13 protein-coding genes are annotated in these 18,233 nt (G+C 70.9%); 7 read left to right on the forward strand and 6 right to left on the reverse strand.

The annotated features are described in order from the left end of the window. Positions 1–17 precede the first annotated feature (17 nt). Positions 18–821 (reverse strand): maleylpyruvate isomerase family mycothiol-dependent enzyme, encoded by an 804-nt coding sequence (locus AC07FK_RS11950; RefSeq protein WP_479104739.1) that lies wholly within the window; start codon positions 819–821, stop codon positions 18–20. Between the two features lie 153 nt (positions 822–974). On the opposite strand from AC07FK_RS11950, the gene AC07FK_RS11955 reads away from it, so the two are divergent. Beyond that, entirely contained in the window at positions 975–1,541 is a 567-nt protein-coding gene (locus AC07FK_RS11955) for a DUF6328 family protein (RefSeq protein ID WP_479104740.1), read from the forward strand. A 99-nt stretch (positions 1,542–1,640) separates the two neighbouring features. Continuing rightward, positions 1,641–2,837 carry a phospholipase D-like domain-containing protein gene (locus AC07FK_RS11960; RefSeq protein WP_479104741.1) on the forward strand — a complete coding sequence of 399 codons (1,197 nt, stop codon included), beginning with the start codon at positions 1,641–1,643 and terminating at the stop codon, positions 2,835–2,837. A gap of 88 nt (positions 2,838–2,925) precedes the next feature. Here the strand turns inward: AC07FK_RS11960 and AC07FK_RS11965 are convergent, their stop codons facing one another. From AC07FK_RS11965 to AC07FK_RS11985, 5 genes are all read right to left on the reverse strand, one after another. Then, positions 2,926–4,434 carry an alpha/beta hydrolase gene (locus tag AC07FK_RS11965; protein WP_479104742.1) on the reverse strand — a complete coding sequence of 503 codons (1,509 nt, stop codon included), beginning with the start codon at positions 4,432–4,434 and terminating at the stop codon, positions 2,926–2,928. Positions 4,435–4,531: 97 nt separating this feature from the next. After that, a complete protein-coding gene (locus AC07FK_RS11970; protein ID WP_479104743.1) occupies positions 4,532–6,868 on the reverse strand; it encodes a SpoIIE family protein phosphatase in 2,337 nt (778 codons plus the stop codon). Beyond that, entirely contained in the window at positions 6,853–11,154 is a 4,302-nt protein-coding gene (locus AC07FK_RS11975; protein ID WP_479104744.1) for a HAMP domain-containing protein, read from the reverse strand. The genes AC07FK_RS11970 and AC07FK_RS11975 overlap by 16 nt, the downstream gene beginning before the upstream one ends. A gap of 358 nt (positions 11,155–11,512) precedes the next feature. Further along, positions 11,513–12,400, reverse strand: coding sequence for an RNA polymerase sigma factor SigF (locus tag AC07FK_RS11980; protein WP_479104745.1), 888 nt, complete (start codon positions 12,398–12,400; stop codon positions 11,513–11,515). A gap of 83 nt (positions 12,401–12,483) precedes the next feature. Further along, a complete protein-coding gene (locus AC07FK_RS11985; protein ID WP_479104746.1) occupies positions 12,484–13,260 on the reverse strand; it encodes a restriction endonuclease in 777 nt (258 codons plus the stop codon). Between the two features lie 293 nt (positions 13,261–13,553). Between AC07FK_RS11985 and AC07FK_RS11990 the strand changes: the two genes are divergently transcribed. The 5 genes from AC07FK_RS11990 (at position 13,554) to AC07FK_RS12010 (ending at position 17,815) form a co-directional block, all read left to right on the forward strand. Continuing rightward, positions 13,554–13,958, forward strand: coding sequence for an ATP-binding protein (locus tag AC07FK_RS11990; RefSeq protein ID WP_479104747.1), 405 nt, complete (start codon positions 13,554–13,556; stop codon positions 13,956–13,958). Positions 13,959–14,059: 101 nt separating this feature from the next. After that, positions 14,060–14,755, forward strand: coding sequence for a L,D-transpeptidase family protein (locus tag AC07FK_RS11995; RefSeq protein ID WP_479104748.1), 696 nt, complete (start codon positions 14,060–14,062; stop codon positions 14,753–14,755). 72 nt (positions 14,756–14,827) lie between these two features. After that, on the forward strand, positions 14,828–15,661 hold the full coding sequence (locus AC07FK_RS12000; protein WP_479104749.1) for a class II glutamine amidotransferase: 834 nt from the start codon (positions 14,828–14,830) through the stop codon (positions 15,659–15,661). Positions 15,662–15,828: 167 nt separating this feature from the next. Next, positions 15,829–17,010, forward strand: a complete 1,182-nt coding sequence (istB, locus tag AC07FK_RS12005) for an IS21-like element helper ATPase IstB (RefSeq protein WP_479104750.1) — start codon at positions 15,829–15,831, stop codon at positions 17,008–17,010. 220 nt (positions 17,011–17,230) lie between these two features. Then, entirely contained in the window at positions 17,231–17,815 is a 585-nt protein-coding gene (locus AC07FK_RS12010; protein WP_479104751.1) for an isochorismatase family protein, read from the forward strand. Positions 17,816–18,233 lie beyond the last annotated feature (418 nt).

Raw genomic sequence — 18,233 nt, forward strand, 5'->3', positions numbered from 1 at the left:
CGCGTGTCCCGCCGGAGTCAGAACATGACGCGGGCCGCCCTGAGGACCTCCGCTGCGTCCTCGTCGCCCTCGAACTCCAGCTCGCCGCGTGGCGGCCGGCCCGCCAGGTGACGGGCGAACGCGACCGCGTCCGCCCGCAGCGTGAGGACCGGCGGTCCGCTCCCGAGCCGGTGGCGTCCACCGGCCGGACCCGACAGGTCCAGCAGACAGGGCGGGCCGGTCCATTCGAGTCCCAGGTCCAGCACCACCTGGTTCACGATCTCGCGGTCGTGGGCGTCGAGGACGAGCGGGGCCCCGGTGGCGTCGCTGATGTCGACCCGGTGCATCCACGTGTCGCGCGCGACGAGGACGCTGTTCAGGTACTCCACCGAGTCCTCCACGAGCTGCTTGGCCTCCGGGAAGATCAGGCTGGTCCGCACCCGGCGGCGCATCGCGGACGGCATCCGGTCCAGGGCGCGCACCGCCCCGGGGGCGATCCGGGCCAGCTCGTTGACCAGCTGGCGTCCGGGCACGCCGTCGCGGTCCTCGACCTGGGCCGCGTTGTGACCGTCGAGCGAGCCGAGCTCGGGGTGCGCACGACGGGCCCGCCGGACCCGGGTGATCATGAGCCACGGCTTGGGCAGTTCCTCGTACTGGCCCACCTCGTGGGCGACCATGTCCCGTACGGTCCAGCCCGTGCACGCCGTCGGCTTCGACCAGGCTTCGCGGTCCAGGGTGGCCAGCATGGCGAGCGAGGCGCGAATCTCCGCCGCGTTGACCTCACGCGCTCGTGCCGGGGAGGTACGGGGGATGTCCTGGGCGGTGACAGCGGGAGTGGCCATGCCGCACGCTCCTTTCCCCTCAGTCTCAGGCTACGCCGCACGTCGCAGACGGCACGGGTCGCGTGTGGCGTGGCCCTCCTCCCGGGGCCGCACCCGCATGGATCCGTCCGGACGGGGCAACTGGTGTGCTGGAGCCTGGAGGATGCCATGACCATGACTGGACAGACCGTGGAGTCGCAGACGGGAGAAGCCGTCTGCGACGCCTGCAGAGCCGGCGGTGTCAGTGACCCCCGTGACGCATCGAGCGAGAGCGCGCGCGAGCGGGTCAACCGCCGCTGGAACGAGATCCTGCAGGAGACAAGGGTCGCGCAGACAGGTGTGCAGATCCTCTTCGGCTTCCTGCTCAGCGTGGCCTTCACCCCGCTGTTCCACGATCTCGCCACGTTCGACCGGGCCGTCTACGTCGTCACCGTGGTCCTCGGCGCGGCGGCCACCGGGTCGCTGATAGCCCCCGTGTCGATCCACCGCTTCCTGTCGGGCCAGCGGCTGAAGGACGACGTGGTGGAGGTCGCCGGCCGCCTGATGATGTGCGGCATGGTGTTCCTCGCCCTCACCATCGGCTGCACGCTCCTGCTCATACTGCGCGTCGTGGCACCGAACTTCCTCGCCGGGACGCTGGTCGGCGGCGTCATGCTCTGGTTCGGCCTGTGCTGGTACGCGCTGCCGCTGTGGCTGCGGCGCCGCGCCGCCAAGCGCGCCGGGGCCGACGGCGACGCCTAGGCCCGGCCGCGACGGCCGCACGCCGCGCCTCGACCGGGCGGCCAGGGCCCCGTAACGCACCGCCGCCTGTCCCCGACCAGTACCAAGGAGCCGTCGCAGATGACCGCCAGTACCCTCGGAGCACAAGCCGCCGTGTCCGGCGAGGACCGGAGCGCGCGCATACGCCGACGGCTGGAGCGGCTCATAGGCATCGCGGCGACCGAGGGCAACGCGGTCGTCCCCCTGCGCAACGGCGACGAGATCTTCACGGCGATGCTGGAGGGCATCCGCTCCGCCCGGCACACCGTGGACATGATGACCTTCGTGTACTGGAAGGGCGACATCGCCCGCCAGTTCGCCGAGACGCTTGCCGAGCGGGCGCGCGCCGGGGTGCGGGTGCGACTGCTGCTGGACGGCTTCGGCAGCCGTCTGATCGAGACCGACCAACTGGACACCATGAAGCGGGCCGGAGTGCAGGTGATGTGGTTCCGCAAGCCGCTGCGCCTGTCCCCCTTCAAGCAGAACCACCGCTGCCACCGCAAGGTTCTCGTCGTCGACGAGCAGACCGCGTTCACCGGCGGTGTGGGGATCGCCGAGGAGTGGTGCGGCGACGCCCGTGACACGAGTGAGTGGCGCGACACCCACGTGCGGGTCACCGGACCCGCGGTGGACGGCATCGCCGCCGCGTTCGCGCAGAACTGGGCCGAGTGCCATGACGAACTCTTCGACGAGCGCGACCGGTTCGTCGAGCACCGCCCGCAGGGCGACGCGGTGGTGCAGGTGGTGCGGGGGTCGGCCGGCTTCGGCTGGCAGGACATGCAGACCCTCATGCGGGTCATGCTGGAGTCGGCCGAGGAACGCCTGCGGCTGTGCACCGCCTACTTCTCCCCGGACGCGTTCTTCGTCGAACTGCTCTGCGCCACCGCGCGGCGCGGGGTGGAGGTGGAGATCCTCCTGCCGGGCCCGCACACCGACAAGCGCGTCTGCAAGCTGGCCGGTCAGCACTTCTACGAAGAACTCACCGCCTGCGGCGTGAAGATCTACCAGTACCAGCCGACGATGATGCACGCCAAGGTGATCACGGTCGACCGTACCGCCGCGCTCATCGGCTCGACGAACTTCAACCGGCGCTCCCTCGACCACGACGAGGAAGTCATGCTCGCCGTCCTGGACGAGGAGTTCACCGCCACGCTGGACGCGCATTTCGACGACGACGTGGCGGTGAGCGAACTCATCAAAAAGGGCCGCTGGAAGAGACGCTCGCTGGCCCAGCGCGCCCGCGAACTGGCCGTCCAGCCCATACGCCGTTTTCTGTGACGCCGCTCTCGGTGCCGCGGCACCGGACGGACCAGGACGCGTACGCCGGCGAGCCTCGGGCCCGCCCGCGACGTCCAGGCGGCCCGCCTCAGCGCTCCAGGTGCCCGAGCACGGACCGCATCGCCCGCTCCACCGCCCGGCGCGCCTCCTCCGTCCGGTCGACGGTCTCGAACCCGTGGTGGCCGAGCGGCAGGTCGACCACCTCGACAGCGGCGTCGCAGTCCTCGGCGGCGCGCAGGAACTCCTCGACCGTCGCCGCGATCTCCGGCCGCTCCAGCCCCACCCGGGTCAGCACGACCGGCAGCCGCCCCGCTCCCCGGACGGCGGCCGACGGCCGGAACCGGGAATCGGTGAGCCCCCAGCCCGGCATCGGCCCGAGGACCGGATAGGTCGCGGCCACACACCGCAGCCACGGCGGAGGCGCTGCGAGCCAGTCCGCCGACAGCGGCCCGCCGCCGGAGAAGAACCACAGCGCGACGCGCTCCCCGTCGACCCGCGGATCGGCCCGTACGCACTCGACCGCGTCGGCGACGTCCTGGGCGGCGCGCCCGTAGTCGGCGAGGTCGTGCAGCCGGTGGTCCACCGTCGCGCCGACCGCTCCCAGGGCCGCCGCGTACTGGCCGTACCCCACGAGGGCCGGCCAGTCCCGCGGTGTGGGCCGCGCCCCGGCGGGGACCGGGCCGCCGTGGACGAACAGGACCGCCGGACGGGGGCCCTCGGCGTCGGGCAGGTGGAGATCGATCCGGCCCGTCCGCTCGCGCCGCCGCCGCTCGACGTCCAGCAGGAACGGCCGCAGATGCGCCGGCTGTTCGCCCGCCTCCGTGCTCAGACGGCGGCCTTCTCCCGCCCCGGCCCTCAGCAGTACGCCCGCCAGCTCGTCGGGGCAGGACAGCATCGGCCAGTGCCCGGTGTCGAGTTCGAAGAAGGTCACGCGCGGGTCGGTGAGGGTGCGCAGGCGCGGGTCGCCGAAGCCCACGAGCCTCTCGACCATGGCGATGCTCGACCCGTTCGCCGTGCACAGGACGCCGGTCGTCGGCAGCGCGGCAACCTCCGGCGGCAGCCGCAGCGGCTGGGTCAGCGTGCCGAGCGGCTGCGGTGCGGCCCGGCGCGACAGTCGCTCCAGCGCTTCGGCGGGGACTCCTGCGGTGCTGCCCCAGCGCTGCCACCCGTCGCCCGACGGCGGGGCGACGAGCGGATCGCCGCCGATCGGCCCGGCCGGGTCCAGCAGCCGTTCGCGGACCGCCTGGTCGGCCACCAGACGGGCGGCCGGGTCGCCGTCCTGGGGCATGCCCGCGTCCAGGTACACGATCCGGGAGATCCGCCCCGGGCGCCGGCCGGCCGCGCCGAGCGCCGGGTGGATGCCGTACCCGTGACCCACGAGCACCACCTGGGACGCCCGCGCACCGTCGATCAGCCGCGCCACGTCCTGGACGTGCGTCTCCAGATCGGTGCCGGGGCCCGCCGGCGGGTGGCCCTCACCCATGCCGGTCAGCAGCGCGGGAAGGACCTCTGCCCCGGCCTCCCGCAGCCGTCCGGCCACCCCGTGCCATATCCAGCCGCCGGTGAAGGTGTCCGACACCAGGACGAATGCCGTCATGAGTCACTCCTCGTACGCCGTGGTCCGCGGGACCCGTACGTACGGGCCGCTCCGCGCTCGCCGCTACGTTAGGAACTCCCCCTGAGGGAGATTCAACTCATCGCACACGCACGCCGATCAGGCACGTGTCGTCGTCGGTGTCCGAACGGCTGTGGGTCAGCAACTGGTCCAGGTACTTGTCGAGCTCAGCGGTCTCCGCGGCCGCATCCTTGGCGATCGACAACAGGTGTTCCAGCGACTGCTGCACCGAGAGGTCGCGCCGCTCGATCAGCCCGTCGGTGTACATCAGCAGCCGGTCCTCGGCCCGCAGCGTCACGAGGTGCTCCTCGTACGGGGCCTCCGCCACGGCCCCGAGCAGGATGCCGCCCGGCAGCGGCAGCGCGGTGGCCTCACCGCCGCGGACCAGGACGGGCGGCGGGTGCCCCGCGCGCGCCCAGCGCAACTGCCGGGTGTCGGGGTCGTAGATGCCGCACATCGCCGTGGCCGTCACCTGGTCGGTCAGATGGTGGGCAACCGAGTTCAGCCAGCCGAGCAGCTGCGCCGGACCGGCGCCGGTAGCGGCGAGGCCCCGGAGCGCGTTGCGCAGGACGACCATGCCGGTCGCCGCCTTGATGCCGTGCCCGGCGACGTCGCCCACCGCCAGCATGACCATCTTCGACGGCAGCACGACGGCGTCGTACCAGTCGCCGCCCACCAGGTGGCCCTCCTCGGCCGGGCGGTACCGCACGGCGACCCGCAGCCCGGACGTGTCGACCGCCGGGGGAGAGGGCGGCATGATCGCCTGCTGCAGTTGCAGGGCGAGACGGTTGCGTTCGGCGGACTGCTGCTCCGAGTCGGCCAGCCGGTCGCGGGTCGCGGCCAGCGCGACCTCGGTCCAGTGCTGCGAGGAGACGTCCTGGTACGCGCCGCGGACGGCGACCAGCTGACCCACCGGGCCGATGACGGGCTCGGCGACGATACGGATGTGGCGCACCACTCCGTCGGCGCGCTGCAGCCGGAAGGCGGTGGAGGCGGAGTGACGGTGGTGCATCAGGGTACGCAGGAAGCGGCCGATGGCCACCGAGTCGTCCGGGTGGGCGTGCTTGTGCAGCCTTTCCAGCGGTACGGGCGACGAGGTCGGCGGCAGCCCGAACAGGGAGAACAGCTGACTGTTCCATATGACCTGCCGGTTGACGAGGTTCTCCTCGAAGCCGCCGATGCGTCCCAGCCGCTGCGCGTGCTGGAGGAGTTCGGCCAGCCGCGTCGTCTCGCTCTCCACGCGCCAGGTCAGCAGAACGCCGTCGCCGAACCGGGCCATGCCCACCGAGGCGATCGTCCGGAGCGGGACGTCGGCCACCAGGGTGCCGAGCGCCATCCGCTCGGAGCGAAACGGTTCACCCGTGGCGTGGACCCGCACGACGTGTTCGTACAGACCGCCCTCGCGGGCGGTCAGCGGGTACGCCTCCAGCAGACTCATGCCGGTGACGGCGCTGCGCGGGCGTCCCGCCAGATCGGTGAAGTGGGTGTTGGTGTGCGCGATGCGGAAGTCCGACACCGCGTCCTGGCCGTCGATCAGCGGAAGCAGCACCAGCGCGGGATCGAGCAGCCCGTCCGCGAGGTCGCCCAGCGCGTTCTTGGCGTCGTCGGGGTGCTGGTCCGTGGAGGTGCCCGCCATGTCCGCGCCCGGCAGCGTGTGCGCGCACAGGTCGGCCAGCGCGTCGAGCTGCCGGGTGGTGGCGGGCGTGAGCGGCGGCTGCGGGTGCGGCCAGCAGATCTCCAGTACGCCGAGGAGGCGGCCGGCGCTCTCCGCGGGCAGCACGGCCCGGGCTCCGCCGGCGCGTACGCCGATGCCGAGGGAGCCGGCGGGCAGGCTGCCGTACCACTGCGGCTTGCGTGCGCCGAGCACACGCTGCGCGAGCGTTCCGACGCCGGGCGGGACGTACCTCCACCGCTCCGCCTCCCCGCGCGGGAAACCGGCGTGGCCCGCCAGGACCAGGGCCCCGTCCTGTCCGGCCGCCCACAGCGCCAGTGAGTCCGCCCCGAGGGGGGCGAGCGCTTTGTCGAGCAGCGACTCCGCGGCGGACTGCGGATCGCTGGACAGCGAGCCGGCCTCCGCCGCCCGCAGTCGCAGCACCGCACCCGGCGCGCCCTGCCTGTCCCCGTGCGCCGCGGTCGGCGGCAGCACCTCGGTGACGGCGTCGCCCGACGCGGCGTTGACCACGTCCGCCGCGAGTTCCAGCAGCGGAAGCCGGGCGGCTTCCGCCAGGGTCTCCAGGTGCTGCGCCGCCTCCGTCGGTCCGCCGTGGCCGCGCTCGACGAGGATGCCGGTGGCGATCCCGATCAGGGCGCGGGCGTCGGTGGACTCCTGCGCCAGGGCCAGGTCCTGGCGCAGTTGTTCGACGGTGGCGGCGAGTGCGTCGAGCCGCTGGTTGTGCCGCGTCACCGGTTGAGCCACCGGAGCATGCAGGCGACGAGCACATCGGCGTCGACCGGCTTGGTGATGTAGTCGTTGGCGCCGGCGGCCAGGCTCTTCTCCCGGTCGCCCTCCATTGCCTTGGCCGTCACGGCGATGATCGGGAGGTCGGCGTGCTCGGGCATGGCACGGATCGCCGCAGTCGCGGCGTACCCGTCCATCTCGGGCATCATGACGTCCATCAGGATCAGCTCGATGTGGTCGTGCCGGGACAGCACCTCCAGCCCCTTGCGGCCGTTGTCGGCGTGCAGCACCTGCATACCGTGCATCTCCAGGATCCCGGTCAGCGCGTAGACGTTGCGGGCGTCGTCGTCGACGACCAGGACCACGCGGCCCGCCAGCTGACCGTCCGGGCTGTCGCCCAGATCCGGGGCGGACGCCGTCAGCGCCGCGGAGTCCGCCGAACGCGCCAGGGGCAGCACGTCGGACGGCCGCTCGGCCGTCAGGTGCAGCGCGATGCGCTCCCGCAGCTCGTCGAGGCTGGGCAGCAGTTCGAGGGGCTTCATACGGGCCAGTTCGAGCAGCCGGCGTTCCTGCTGCTGGTCCAGGCGCCGCGTGTGGTGGGCGAGCACCGGCACCTGACGCAGGCCGGGGTCGCCGTTGAGCGCCTCCAGCAGCTGCATGGCGGCGCCGCCGGCCATGTCCAGTCCCAGGACGACGCAGTGGCACGGCTCCGCCGCCAGGGCGGCTGCCGCCTCCTCCGGGCCCACGGCGGTACGCAGCCGCACCGGCCCGCGGGCGTCGACGAGGCTCTGGTTCTCGGCCAGTTCGGCGACGGCGCTCTCGGCGACGAGGGAGAGCAGACCGCGCGGTCTGTCCTCTATGACGAGCAGACGGCGCTGCGCCGGAATGAGCTGGGGCGCGGACAGCGCCAGCGGCTGCTGCGCGTCCTCGTCCCCCACCGTCTCGCGTTCCTCGAATCTCGCCACGGGAAGGTGCAGGATGAACGTGCTGCCCTCGCCGAGGACGCTGGTCGCCTGGATGGCGCCGCCCAGAAGGTGCGCGATCTCCCGGCTGATGGACAGCCCGAGGCCCGTGCCGCCGTACTTGCGGCTGGTCGTGCCGTCCGCCTGCTGGAAGGCCCCGAAGATCGCTTCGAGTTGCGGCTCGGCGATGCCGATGCCGGTGTCCAGGACGCGGAAGGTCAGGGCCGGTCCGTGCTCGCGCACCTGCGGCGGCACGTCCGAGTCGGCGGCCGGGGCGATCCGCAGTTCGACGGCCCCCTCCTCGGTGAACTTGACCGCGTTCGAGAGCAGGTTGCGCAGGACCTGCCGCAGCCGGGAGTCGTCGGTGATCAGGTCGGTCGGCACGCCGGGCGCGACGCTGATACGGAAGTCGAGGCCCTTCTGGGCGGTCATCGGCCGGAAGGTCGCCTCCACGTAGTCCAGCAGACGACGCAGCGAGACGCGCTCGGGACTGATGTCCATCTTCCCGGCCTCGACCTTCGACAGGTCGAGGATGTCGTTGATGAGCTGGAGCAGGTCCGAGCCGGCCGAGTGGATGATGCCCGCGTACTCCACCTGCTTGGGCGTCAGGTTGCGGGTCGGGTTCTGCGACAGGAGCTGCGCCAGGATGAGCAGGCTGTTGAGCGGCGTGCGCAGCTCGTGGCTCATGTTGGCCAGGAACTCCGACTTGTACTTGGAGGCCAGCGACAACTGCCGGGCGCGTTCCTCCAGCTCCTGGCGGGCCTGCTCGATCTCCAGGTTCTTCGTCTCGATGTCACGGTTCTGCGAGGCCAGGAGAGCGGCCTTCTCCTCCAGCTCCGCGTTGGAGTTCTGCAACTCCTCCTGGCGCACCTGGAGTTCCCCGGACCGGGCCTGGAGTTCCGCGGCCAGGCGCTGGGACTCGCCGAGGAGCTCGTCGGTGCGGGCGTTGGCCACGATCGTGTTGACGTTGACCCCGACCGTCTCCATCAACTGGTCGAGGAAGTCGCGGTGCACCTGGGTGAACGCGGTGACCGAGGCCAGCTCGATCACGCCGAGCACCTGGCCCTCGACGACGATGGGCAGCACGATCAGGCTGGCGGGATCGGTGCACCCGAGGCCGGAGGAGATCGTGATGTATCCGGCCGGCAGCTCGTCGATCGCGATCGTACGGCGGCTGCGCGCCGCCTGCCCGACCAGCGACTGCCCGAACCGGAAGCGCACCGGGCTCCCGGTGTCCGAGGCGTCGCCCGGATGACCGTACGAGCCGATGAGTTCCAGCTCGCTGACGCCGCCCTGCTCCTGGGCGAGGTAGAAGCCGCCGTACTGCGCCCCGACGAGCGGCGTGAGCTCGTCCATGATGAGTTCGGCCACGACCTTGAGGTCGCGACGGCCCTGCATCAGGCCGGACATGCGCGCCAGGTTCGTCTTGAGCCAGTCCTGCTCATGGTTGGCCCGGGTGGTCTCGCGCAGCGACTCCACCATGGAGTTGATGTTGTCCTTGAGCTCGGACACCTCACCGGACGCGTCCACCGTGATGGAGCGGGTGAGGTCCCCCTCGGCCACGGCGCCGGTGACCTCGGCGATGGCACGTACCTGCCGGGTGAGGTTGCCGGCCAGCTCGTTGACGTTCTCCGTCAGGCGCTTCCACGTCCCGGACACGCCCTCGACCTCGGCCTGGCCGCCGAGGCGGCCCTCGCTGCCCACCTCGCGGGCCACGCGCGTGACCTCGGCGGCGAAGGACGAGAGCTGGTCGACCATCGTGTTGATGGTGGTCTTGAGTTCGAGGATCTCGCCGCGCGCGTCGACATCGATCTTGCGCGTGAGGTCGCCCTGGGCCACGGCGGTGGTCACCTGCGCGATGTTCCGGACCTGGTCGGTCAGGTTGTTCGCCATGGAGTTGACGTTCTCGGTCAGGTCCTTCCAGGTGCCCGCCACGTTCGGCACCTGCGCCTGACCGCCGAGAATGCCCTCGGTGCCGACCTCGCGGGCCACCCGGGTCACCTCGTCCGCGAACGCGGAGAGCGTCGTCACCATGGTGTTGATCACACCGGCGAGCGCGGCGACCTCGCCCTTCGCCTCCACGGTGATCTTCTGGGACAGGTCGCCGCGGGCCACTGCGGTCGCGACCTGGGCGATGGACCGCACCTGACTGGTGAGGTTGGACGCCATGACGTTGACGTTGTCGGTGAGGTCCTTCCACGTGCCCGACACACCGCGCACGGTGGCCTGGCCGCCCAGGTTGCCCTCGGTGCCGACCTCGCGGGCCACCCGGGTCACCTCGTCGGCGAACGCGGAGAGCTGGTCGACCATCGTGTTGATGGTCTCCTTCAGCTCCAGGATCTCGCCGCGCGCGTCCACGCGGATCTTCTGCGAGAGGTCGCCCTGGGCGACGGCGGTCGTGACCTGGGCGATGGACCGCACCTGTGCGGTCAGGTTGTCGCCCATCACGTTGACGGACTCGGTGAGGTCCTTCCAGGTGCCTGAGACGCCCTTGACGTCCGCCTGGCCGCCCAGCCGTCCCTCGGTTCCGACCTCGCGGGCGACGCGCGTGACCTCGGCGGCGAAGGACGAGAGCTGGTCGACCATCGTGTTGATGGTGGTCTTGAGTTCGAGGATCTCGCCGCGCGCGTCGACATCGATCTTGCGCGTGAGGTCGCCCTGGGCCACGGCGGTCGCGACCTGGGCGATGGACCGCACCTGCGCCGTGAGGTTGCCGGCCATGAAGTTCACCGAATCGGTGAGGTCGCGCCAGGTCCCGCCGACTCCGGGGACCTGCGCCTGGCCGCCGAGGCGGCCGTCGGTGCCGACCTCGCGGGCCACCCGGGTCACCTCGTCGGCGAACGCGGACAGCTCGTCGACCATGGTGTTGATGGTCTTCTTCAGCGCGTGGATCTCCCCGCGCGCGTCCACGGTGATCTTCTGCGAGAGGTCGCCCCTGGCCACGGCGGTCGCCACCTGGGCGATGTCCCGCACCTGGGTCGTGAGGTTGCCGGCCATGGCGTTGACGGAGTCCGTGAGGTCCTTCCACGTACCGTCCACGCCGGGTACGTGCGCCTGGCCGCCGAGCCTGCCGTCGGTGCCGACCTCGCGCGCGACGCGTGTCACCTCGAAGGTGAACAGCGACAGCTGGTCGACCATGCCGTTGAAGACGCTGGCGATCTCCCCGAGGAGCCCGTCACTGTCCGCCGGCAGGCGGGTGCCGAAGTCGCCGTCGCGCACCGCGGTCAGGCCGGCGAGCAGCTGCCGCAGCTCCGGCTCGCCCACGGCCCCGGCGGTGCCGTTCCGCTCGGCGTCTCGTACCCGTACCGCGGCACGCTTTCCCTGCCCCTGGCCCACAGCCATCGTGTTTTCCCGCCCCTCGTTCTGCAAGCCCCCGTGGACCGACCGTCAGGGAACCGACCGCGGCGAATCTGGGCCGAATGGTCCGGATGTACGGTCGGACTCATCCTGCCACAGTTGCTATGCGGCAAGCATTCTGGTGCGCCGCCGGCCCCGCAGTGGTTTCTGTACGCCCGGGCCCCGGCCGAAACCCGGCGCGGGACAGTCCTGCGCGCGACCGTCGGGCCCCGTGGCCGCCCGCCGGCCGACGGCGCGCCCACCCGGGCGCGCACGCGTACGGCCGCCGCAGGGCCATGAGCGCCCACGGAGTGGCTCATGGCCCTGCGGCGGCCTGTCCGGTCGGCCCGGCAGGGGCGGAGGGTCAGGCGAGCATGCCCGCCCGAAGCTTCGCGATCGTACGGCTGAGCAGGCGTGAGACCTGCATCTGCGAGACGCCCAGGTGCTCCCCGATCTGGGCCTGTGTCAGCTCCTGGCCGAAACGCATCTCGATGAGACGGCGTTCCCGGTCCTCGAGCTTGTCCAGGAGGGGAGCCAGCGTGTGCAGGTCCTCGATCGTCTCCATGGCGGGGTCCGGCTCGCCCAGCACGTCGGCCACGGTCCGCGCCCCCTCGCCGTGGTCGCCGCCGTCGCTGGGCGTCTCCAGGGAGCCCGCCACATAGCCGTTCGAGGCGACTATGCCCTCTATGACCTCTTCCTCACTGAGGTCGAGGTGGTCGGCGAGCTGCTTGACGGTCGGCTCGTGGCCGAGGTCGAGGGAGAGGCGCTCCTTGGCCTTCGCGAGCTCGACCCGCAGTTCCTGCAGCCGCCGGGGAACATGGACGGCCCACGAGGTGTCACGGAAGAAGCGCTTTATCTCCCCGATGATGTAGGGGAGGGCGAAACTCGTGAACTCGACCTCGCGCGAGAGGTCGAACCGGTCGATGGCCTTGATGAGACCGATGGTCCCGACCTGGATGATGTCCTCCATCTCGCCGCTGCCGCGGTTGCGGAACCGGCGCGCGGAGAAATGCACGAGAGAGAGGTTCATCTCGACGAGGGTGTTGCGGGCGTACTGGTACTCGTGAGTGCCCTCTTCAAGGACTTGGAGCCGCTCGAAGAACAGCTTCGACAGTGCTCGAGCGTCCTTCGGGGCGACCTTCCCCGCGTCCTCGATCCAAGGCAACTCCTCGGCACCGGCCGGTGAACCGACGCCTGACGGGGCCGCGGCCCGCGTGGCGTCGGTGTCGGCCTGGGCGGAAGTCGCTGTCATGTCTTTGTCCCTCCCTGGTAGAGCGTGTTCCCACGACGGTGTGCCCTGGCTTTAATTTTGTATTCATGCTGTACGGCAATGAATCAGGGGCAATCGCCGGCGGACGCTCCCACCTGCGCCTCCCAGGGGGCCGGGCCGGTGCCGTCGGTCCATGCCGCGAGCCCCGCGTGGTCGACGCAGAGGATCCCGCACTGCTCGGCGTACTCGGCGGCGGGCTGGGTGAACTCGCCGGTGGTCACGACGGCCGCGACCTGGGCCTCGTGCACCGCGAAGCACGTGCCGCCGAAGCGCTGGACGTCCTGGGAGCCGACCTTGTTCATGGGGCCGTAGCGCTTGCACTGGATGACGAAGCGCCGTCCGTCGGGCGTGGTGCCCACGACGTCGGCGCCGAGATCCCCGGCTCCTCCGACGACCTCGACGCCCCGGCAGCCGTCCCGCTCGCACAGCGCGGCGACGGCCTGCTCGAAGTCCGCCGGGTCCATGGCGGCGTAGTCCGCGGCGGCGAAGGTCTCGACGGGGACTTCCACGGCCGCCTGCCCCTCCGTCACCAGGACGGTCGTGGGAGCTTCGCGCCGCGCCTCGGCCGAGGCGCCCTCGGCCATCTCGTACGTGGCGTCGACCACGGCCTCGGCGACGCGCGCCGCACTCCGGCGCCCGCGTGCCCTGCGCGAGGCCGCCACCGCCCAGGCGACGGCGACCGCGACACCCACGGCAACGAGCGGACGGCTGTCGGCGGTTCGCACGGCGAGCCTGACGGTGAGCCCGGCGCCGCACAGCACGACGGCCACCAGGCCGAAGCAGAGAATCGTCTGCCGGAGGCTGAATGCCCTTCTCCGCTCGGTCCGTCCCGGCCTGCGCATGGATATGGTCATATGTGAAGGTCACCCCTGAATGCGGCAGTGTGAAGATCATCTATTGCTGCCGTCTGCCCCGATCGGGCCATTTGAACAACCGGGAAAATCCCCACCACGCTCCGCACGCTGACGACTTGGGGTAGGGCGGGCGGGGGAGTGGCCGGGCAAAAGGGGCGGACGGGGGCTCGATGCGAGGGCCTGACGGAATCCGCCGTCAATCCCGTAGCCTTTGCCCCATCATTGGAGTTCGGCCGAGGGACCCATGGACGTGATCATTTCCAGACGGACGCGCGAAAGCGATGTCTGACGCCGTGACCGGCCACGGCTGGTGTATCGCTCAGGGGCCCGGCGCGTTCGGCCGTGCCCGCGATCTCGCGCGGGAAACGCTGGAGGCGTGGAGCTGGCCGGCGGAACGCATCGAGGTCGTGGTGCTCCTCGTCTCCGAGCTGGTCACCAACGCCCACCGACACGCCGGCACGGACGCCTGGCTCCACATGGCCCCGACCGACGACGGCGTCCGCCTGACCGTCCGCGACGCCAGCCCCAAACCGCCCTCCCGGCGCGTTCCCGACCTCGACGGCGGCGTCGGCGGATTCGGGCTGCACATTCTGGACCGGCTGACCTCGCGATGGGGTGTCGAAACGCACACGGACGGCAAGTGCATCTGGGCCCTCGTGCCCGGCGCCGTCACCTCACCGCGCTGAGCCGGTTACCGAACTGTCTCCTTCTTCTGTGCAACTGCGGCCGCTTTTCCGCCGTCTATTAGGCGAAACGTGAATCACGGGCGCTCAGGGAGGCGGACGCAGTGAGGGACATACGCCGAAGAGGAATCGTGGCAGCCGGAATTACCGCGCTGGTGGCTCCGCTCACGGTGGCGATGGGCGCCGCGCCGGCTCAGGCCGCCTCGTGCACGACGCAGACCGGTCCCCACCAGAAGCAGGTGGAGAAGTTCCTCGGCCGGCCGGTCGACGGAAGGCAGTCGGCGGCAGACTGCCGGGCGATCCAGGCATTCCAGACGAAACACTCGATCAGCCCGAACGCCGGTTATGCGGGCCCCGTCACCTGGGGCGTCATGAATCTCATGAACAAGCAGAAGGCCGTAGGGACGAACCCGAACCGAGCCGGAAACTGCCCGACGAACAAGGGCCGTATCGCCTGCGTCGACCTGACGCTCCAGCTCAGCTGGATCCAGGACGGCAGGGAGCTGAAGTACGGACCGGTCCCGGTGCGCACCGGCCGTAACGGATACGAGACGCGCACCGGCCTGAAGAAGATCTACTGGCGCAACATCGACCACGTCTCCAGCATCTACGACGTGCCGATGCCGTACAGCCAGTTCTTCGACGGCGGGCAGGCCTTCCACTCCGTCGGCATCAGCGTCTGGGCGCCGCCCGGCTCGCACGGGTGCGTGAACATGACCAAGGGTGACGCCTCGAAGTACTGGAACATGCTCCGAAACGGCGACGACGTCTTCGTCTACGGCCGCAAGCCCGGTACCTGAGGAGACCCGTTTCCCGGCGGTCCCGCTGGGCATCCGCCAGGGGAAACTGCGTCGAGGCAGGGAGTGTGCTCCATGTGCCGATGGCTTGCCTACTCCGGGACTCCCGTACTGCTGGGTGACATCCTGTACAAGCCCGCTCACTCCCTGATCGACCAGAGCCTCCATTCGCGGATGGGCGTGGAGACGACCAACGGCGACGGATTCGGTATCGGCTGGTACGGATCCGGCGCCGCCACTCCCGCCATCGTCCGGGACACGGGCCCCGCCTGGAACAACCGGAACCTCCAGGAGATCGCCGACCACGTCCGCTCGCCGCTGTTCTTCGCCCACGTCCGGGCCTCGACCGGAACGGCCGTCCAGCAGACGAACTGCCACCCCTTTCGTCACGGCCGGTGGATGTGGATGCACAACGGCGTGATCACCGACTTCCACCGGATGCGGCGCGACCTGTGCATGGCCATCGACCCCGCCCTGTTCTCGTCGCTCGAGGGTTCGACGGATTCCGAGGTGATGTTCTACCTGGCCATCACCCTGGGCCTGGATCAGGACGCCCCGGGCGCGGTGGCGCGCATGGCCGGCCTGGTCGAGGAGATGGGGCACGAGCACGGGGTGGAGTTCCCGCTCCAGATGACCGTCGCGGTGACCGACAGTGAGCGGCTGTGGGCCTTCCGGTACTCCAGCCAGATGCGGTCGCGGTCGCTGTTCTACAGCACCCGGGCGGCCACCGTACGCGAGCTCCACCCCGACCTCGCGTTCCTGAGGGATGTCTCGCCCGACACGCGCCTCATCGTGTCCGAGCCGCTCGGCGACCTGCCGGGCGTCTGGAACGAGCTCCCCGAGGCCACGTGCGCCGTCGTCCAGCCGGGCGCGGACGAGCTGATGTCCTTCGCCCCCCAGCCGGTGTAGGCGGGCGGGCCGCGCGTCGCCCCGGGTGCGCCGAGGGCTGTCCTACTGGAATTCTATTAACCCCAACGGGTGGTGCGAATTCAGATTTTCGGCCGTGGACCACAAGAATACGAACCTCTCCCACGGCCGGAGGTCCTGTGTCCCACCCCGCCTCGCCCCCACCGACCATGACCACGCTCGGATGCGCGCTGTTCGCCACCCGATGGCTGCAAGCTCCGCTGTATTTCGGCCTGGTGGCCGCACAAGGGGTCTATGTATACAAGTTCTTCAACGAGTTGTGGCACCTCATCGACCATGTGGTCAGCGGGCGGGCGGACGAAACGCATGTCATGCTCGCCGTTCTCAAACTGGTCGACGTCGTGATGATCGCCAATCTGCTGATCATGGTGATCGTCGGCGGGTACGAGACCTTCGTCTCCCGTATCGGACTCCAGGGCCACCGCGACCAGCCGGAATGGCTCTCGCACGTCAATTCCAACGTCCTGAAGGTGAAGCTTGCCACCGCCATCGTGGGCATCTCGTCGGTCCACCTGCTGCAGATGTTCGTGGACGTGCACCACACGCCCCAGCACGACCTCCTGTGGGGGACGGTGATCCACATGGCGTTCATCGCCTCGGCCGCGATCCTCGCGTACATGTCCGGCCCGATGGCTTCGCACGAGCACCGGGGGCAGGCCGCCGCCGTCCCGCAGCCGGTCGTCCTGCCGCGCCAGCGGGACGCTGCGCCCGACGAGCCGGGCAGCGCGGCCGAAGCGCGGATCGAGGCGGCCGGTTTCCCCGCGCGCAAGGCCCTGGAGATGTTCGACGACAGTCTCCTGCGCTCGCCGGGACCCGAGACGCTCGCCCGGCTGGGCAAGGCCGACTTCGTCGGCAGCAGGCGCAACGTGGTCTTCCTCGGCGCTCCGGGGACCGGCAAGACGCACCTGGCCGTCGCACTGGGCGTACGGGCCTGCCAGTCGGGCCACCGAGTGCTGTTCGCCACGGCGGCCGAGTGGGCCGCACGCCTCGGCGAGGCGAAGGCCGTCGGCCGGCTCGCGAAGGAGTTCGCTCGGCTGGACGACTACCCCGTGCTGATCGTGGACGAGCTCGGTTACGCGCCCCTGAAAGGGGAAGCGGCCCACCTCCTCTTCCAGCTTGTCTCCCACCGCTACGAACGGGCCTCACTGATCGTCACCAGCGACCGGCCGTTCGGGCGCTGGGAGGAGATCTTCCAGGACGCCGGGATCGCCTCGGCCACGGTCGACCGACTGGCCCACCACGCCGAGGTGGTCACCCTCGACGCCGACAGCTACCGCACGCGGGGGCTCGGGGCGGTAGTAGCCGCGGGACGCGAGGGAGCCGGTCTCTGACGGCGACGCACCTGCCGCCGTGAGCGCGGGCAGCACGGTCGCGGAGGGCAGCGCCGGTTGGGCAGGGCCCGTCACGGTGTCGCGCCGCACTGCCCCGGCGAGGACGGCTCGTAACGTGCCGGAGCGCGCGGAGCGTCAGGAGGGCGGTCGGACTGCCGTCCAGGCGGGGCCGGTTGGAAATCATGTGCGGGCACGTGGTGCCGACGGCCATGATGGCGGTGTGATCAATGCTGGGAAGCCCGTGGAGGCTCTGCTCGTGGTGGATGTGCAGTCGGCGTTCGTGCGGGGTGACGGCGCGGTGCCGGACGCGGGCCGTCTCGTGGACCGCACGGCGGACCTGATCGCGCGGGCGCGCAGGAGCGGCGCGCTCGTGGTCCACATCCAGAACGACGGTCCGGCCGGAGCGGACGACGAGCCGCACACACCCGGCTGGGAGCTCCACCACCCGGTGGAGACAGGTCCCGCCGAGGTGGTGATCCGCAAGCCCGAGGACGACGGGTTCGCGGGCACCTCGCTGGGAAGCGTGCTCGCCGGCGCGGGGGTACGGGAGCTCGCCGTCTGCGGAGTCATGTCGGAGATGTGCGTGCTGGCGACGGCCCGCACGGCGCTGGCGCTGGGGTACCGGGTCGTGGTCCCGCACGACGCCCACGCCACGCAGAACATCCCGGCGGCGCCCGGGATCAGCGAGGCCGTCCCCGCCGCCGTGGTCTCACGCGTCGCGGAATGGGCCCTTGGCGACGAGGTCGAGATAGCCGCCCACGCCGCAGACGTCTCGTTCACGGCCGTGCCCTCACCGGTCCTGTGAACTGCCGTAAGGCGCGTGGCGGTTGGGGCTCACGGGCCGGCCGGACGGCCTGAGCGACAGGACGTGCCCCACCCGCGTCCTCACGTAGGGGCCACTGGCCCCAGCAGGCCCCCCGCTGTCAACCGGCTTCCGGCCGGCCGGCTCGCCCTCGTGTCCGCTCTACGCCACCGCCGGTGGTCCGGGCGCCGGCAGCCGTCCTGAGGACGAGCAGGTGCGTGACGTGGGCCAGTTCGGCCGCCGCTCGCGCGTCGTCGGCGTAACGGGCCACCGTGATCGGGGCGACCCACCCGAGCACGACGCCTTCGGTCGCGAGGAGATGACCGAGGGCCAGCAGCGCGGCGCGGCCGTTGCCGTCGTTCGAAGGGGTGGAAGAAGGCGACGTCGAGGTACAGGCGGGCGGCTCGCGCGGGCAGCGGGA

This window comes from Streptomyces sp. NPDC046122, from assembly GCF_056429965.1.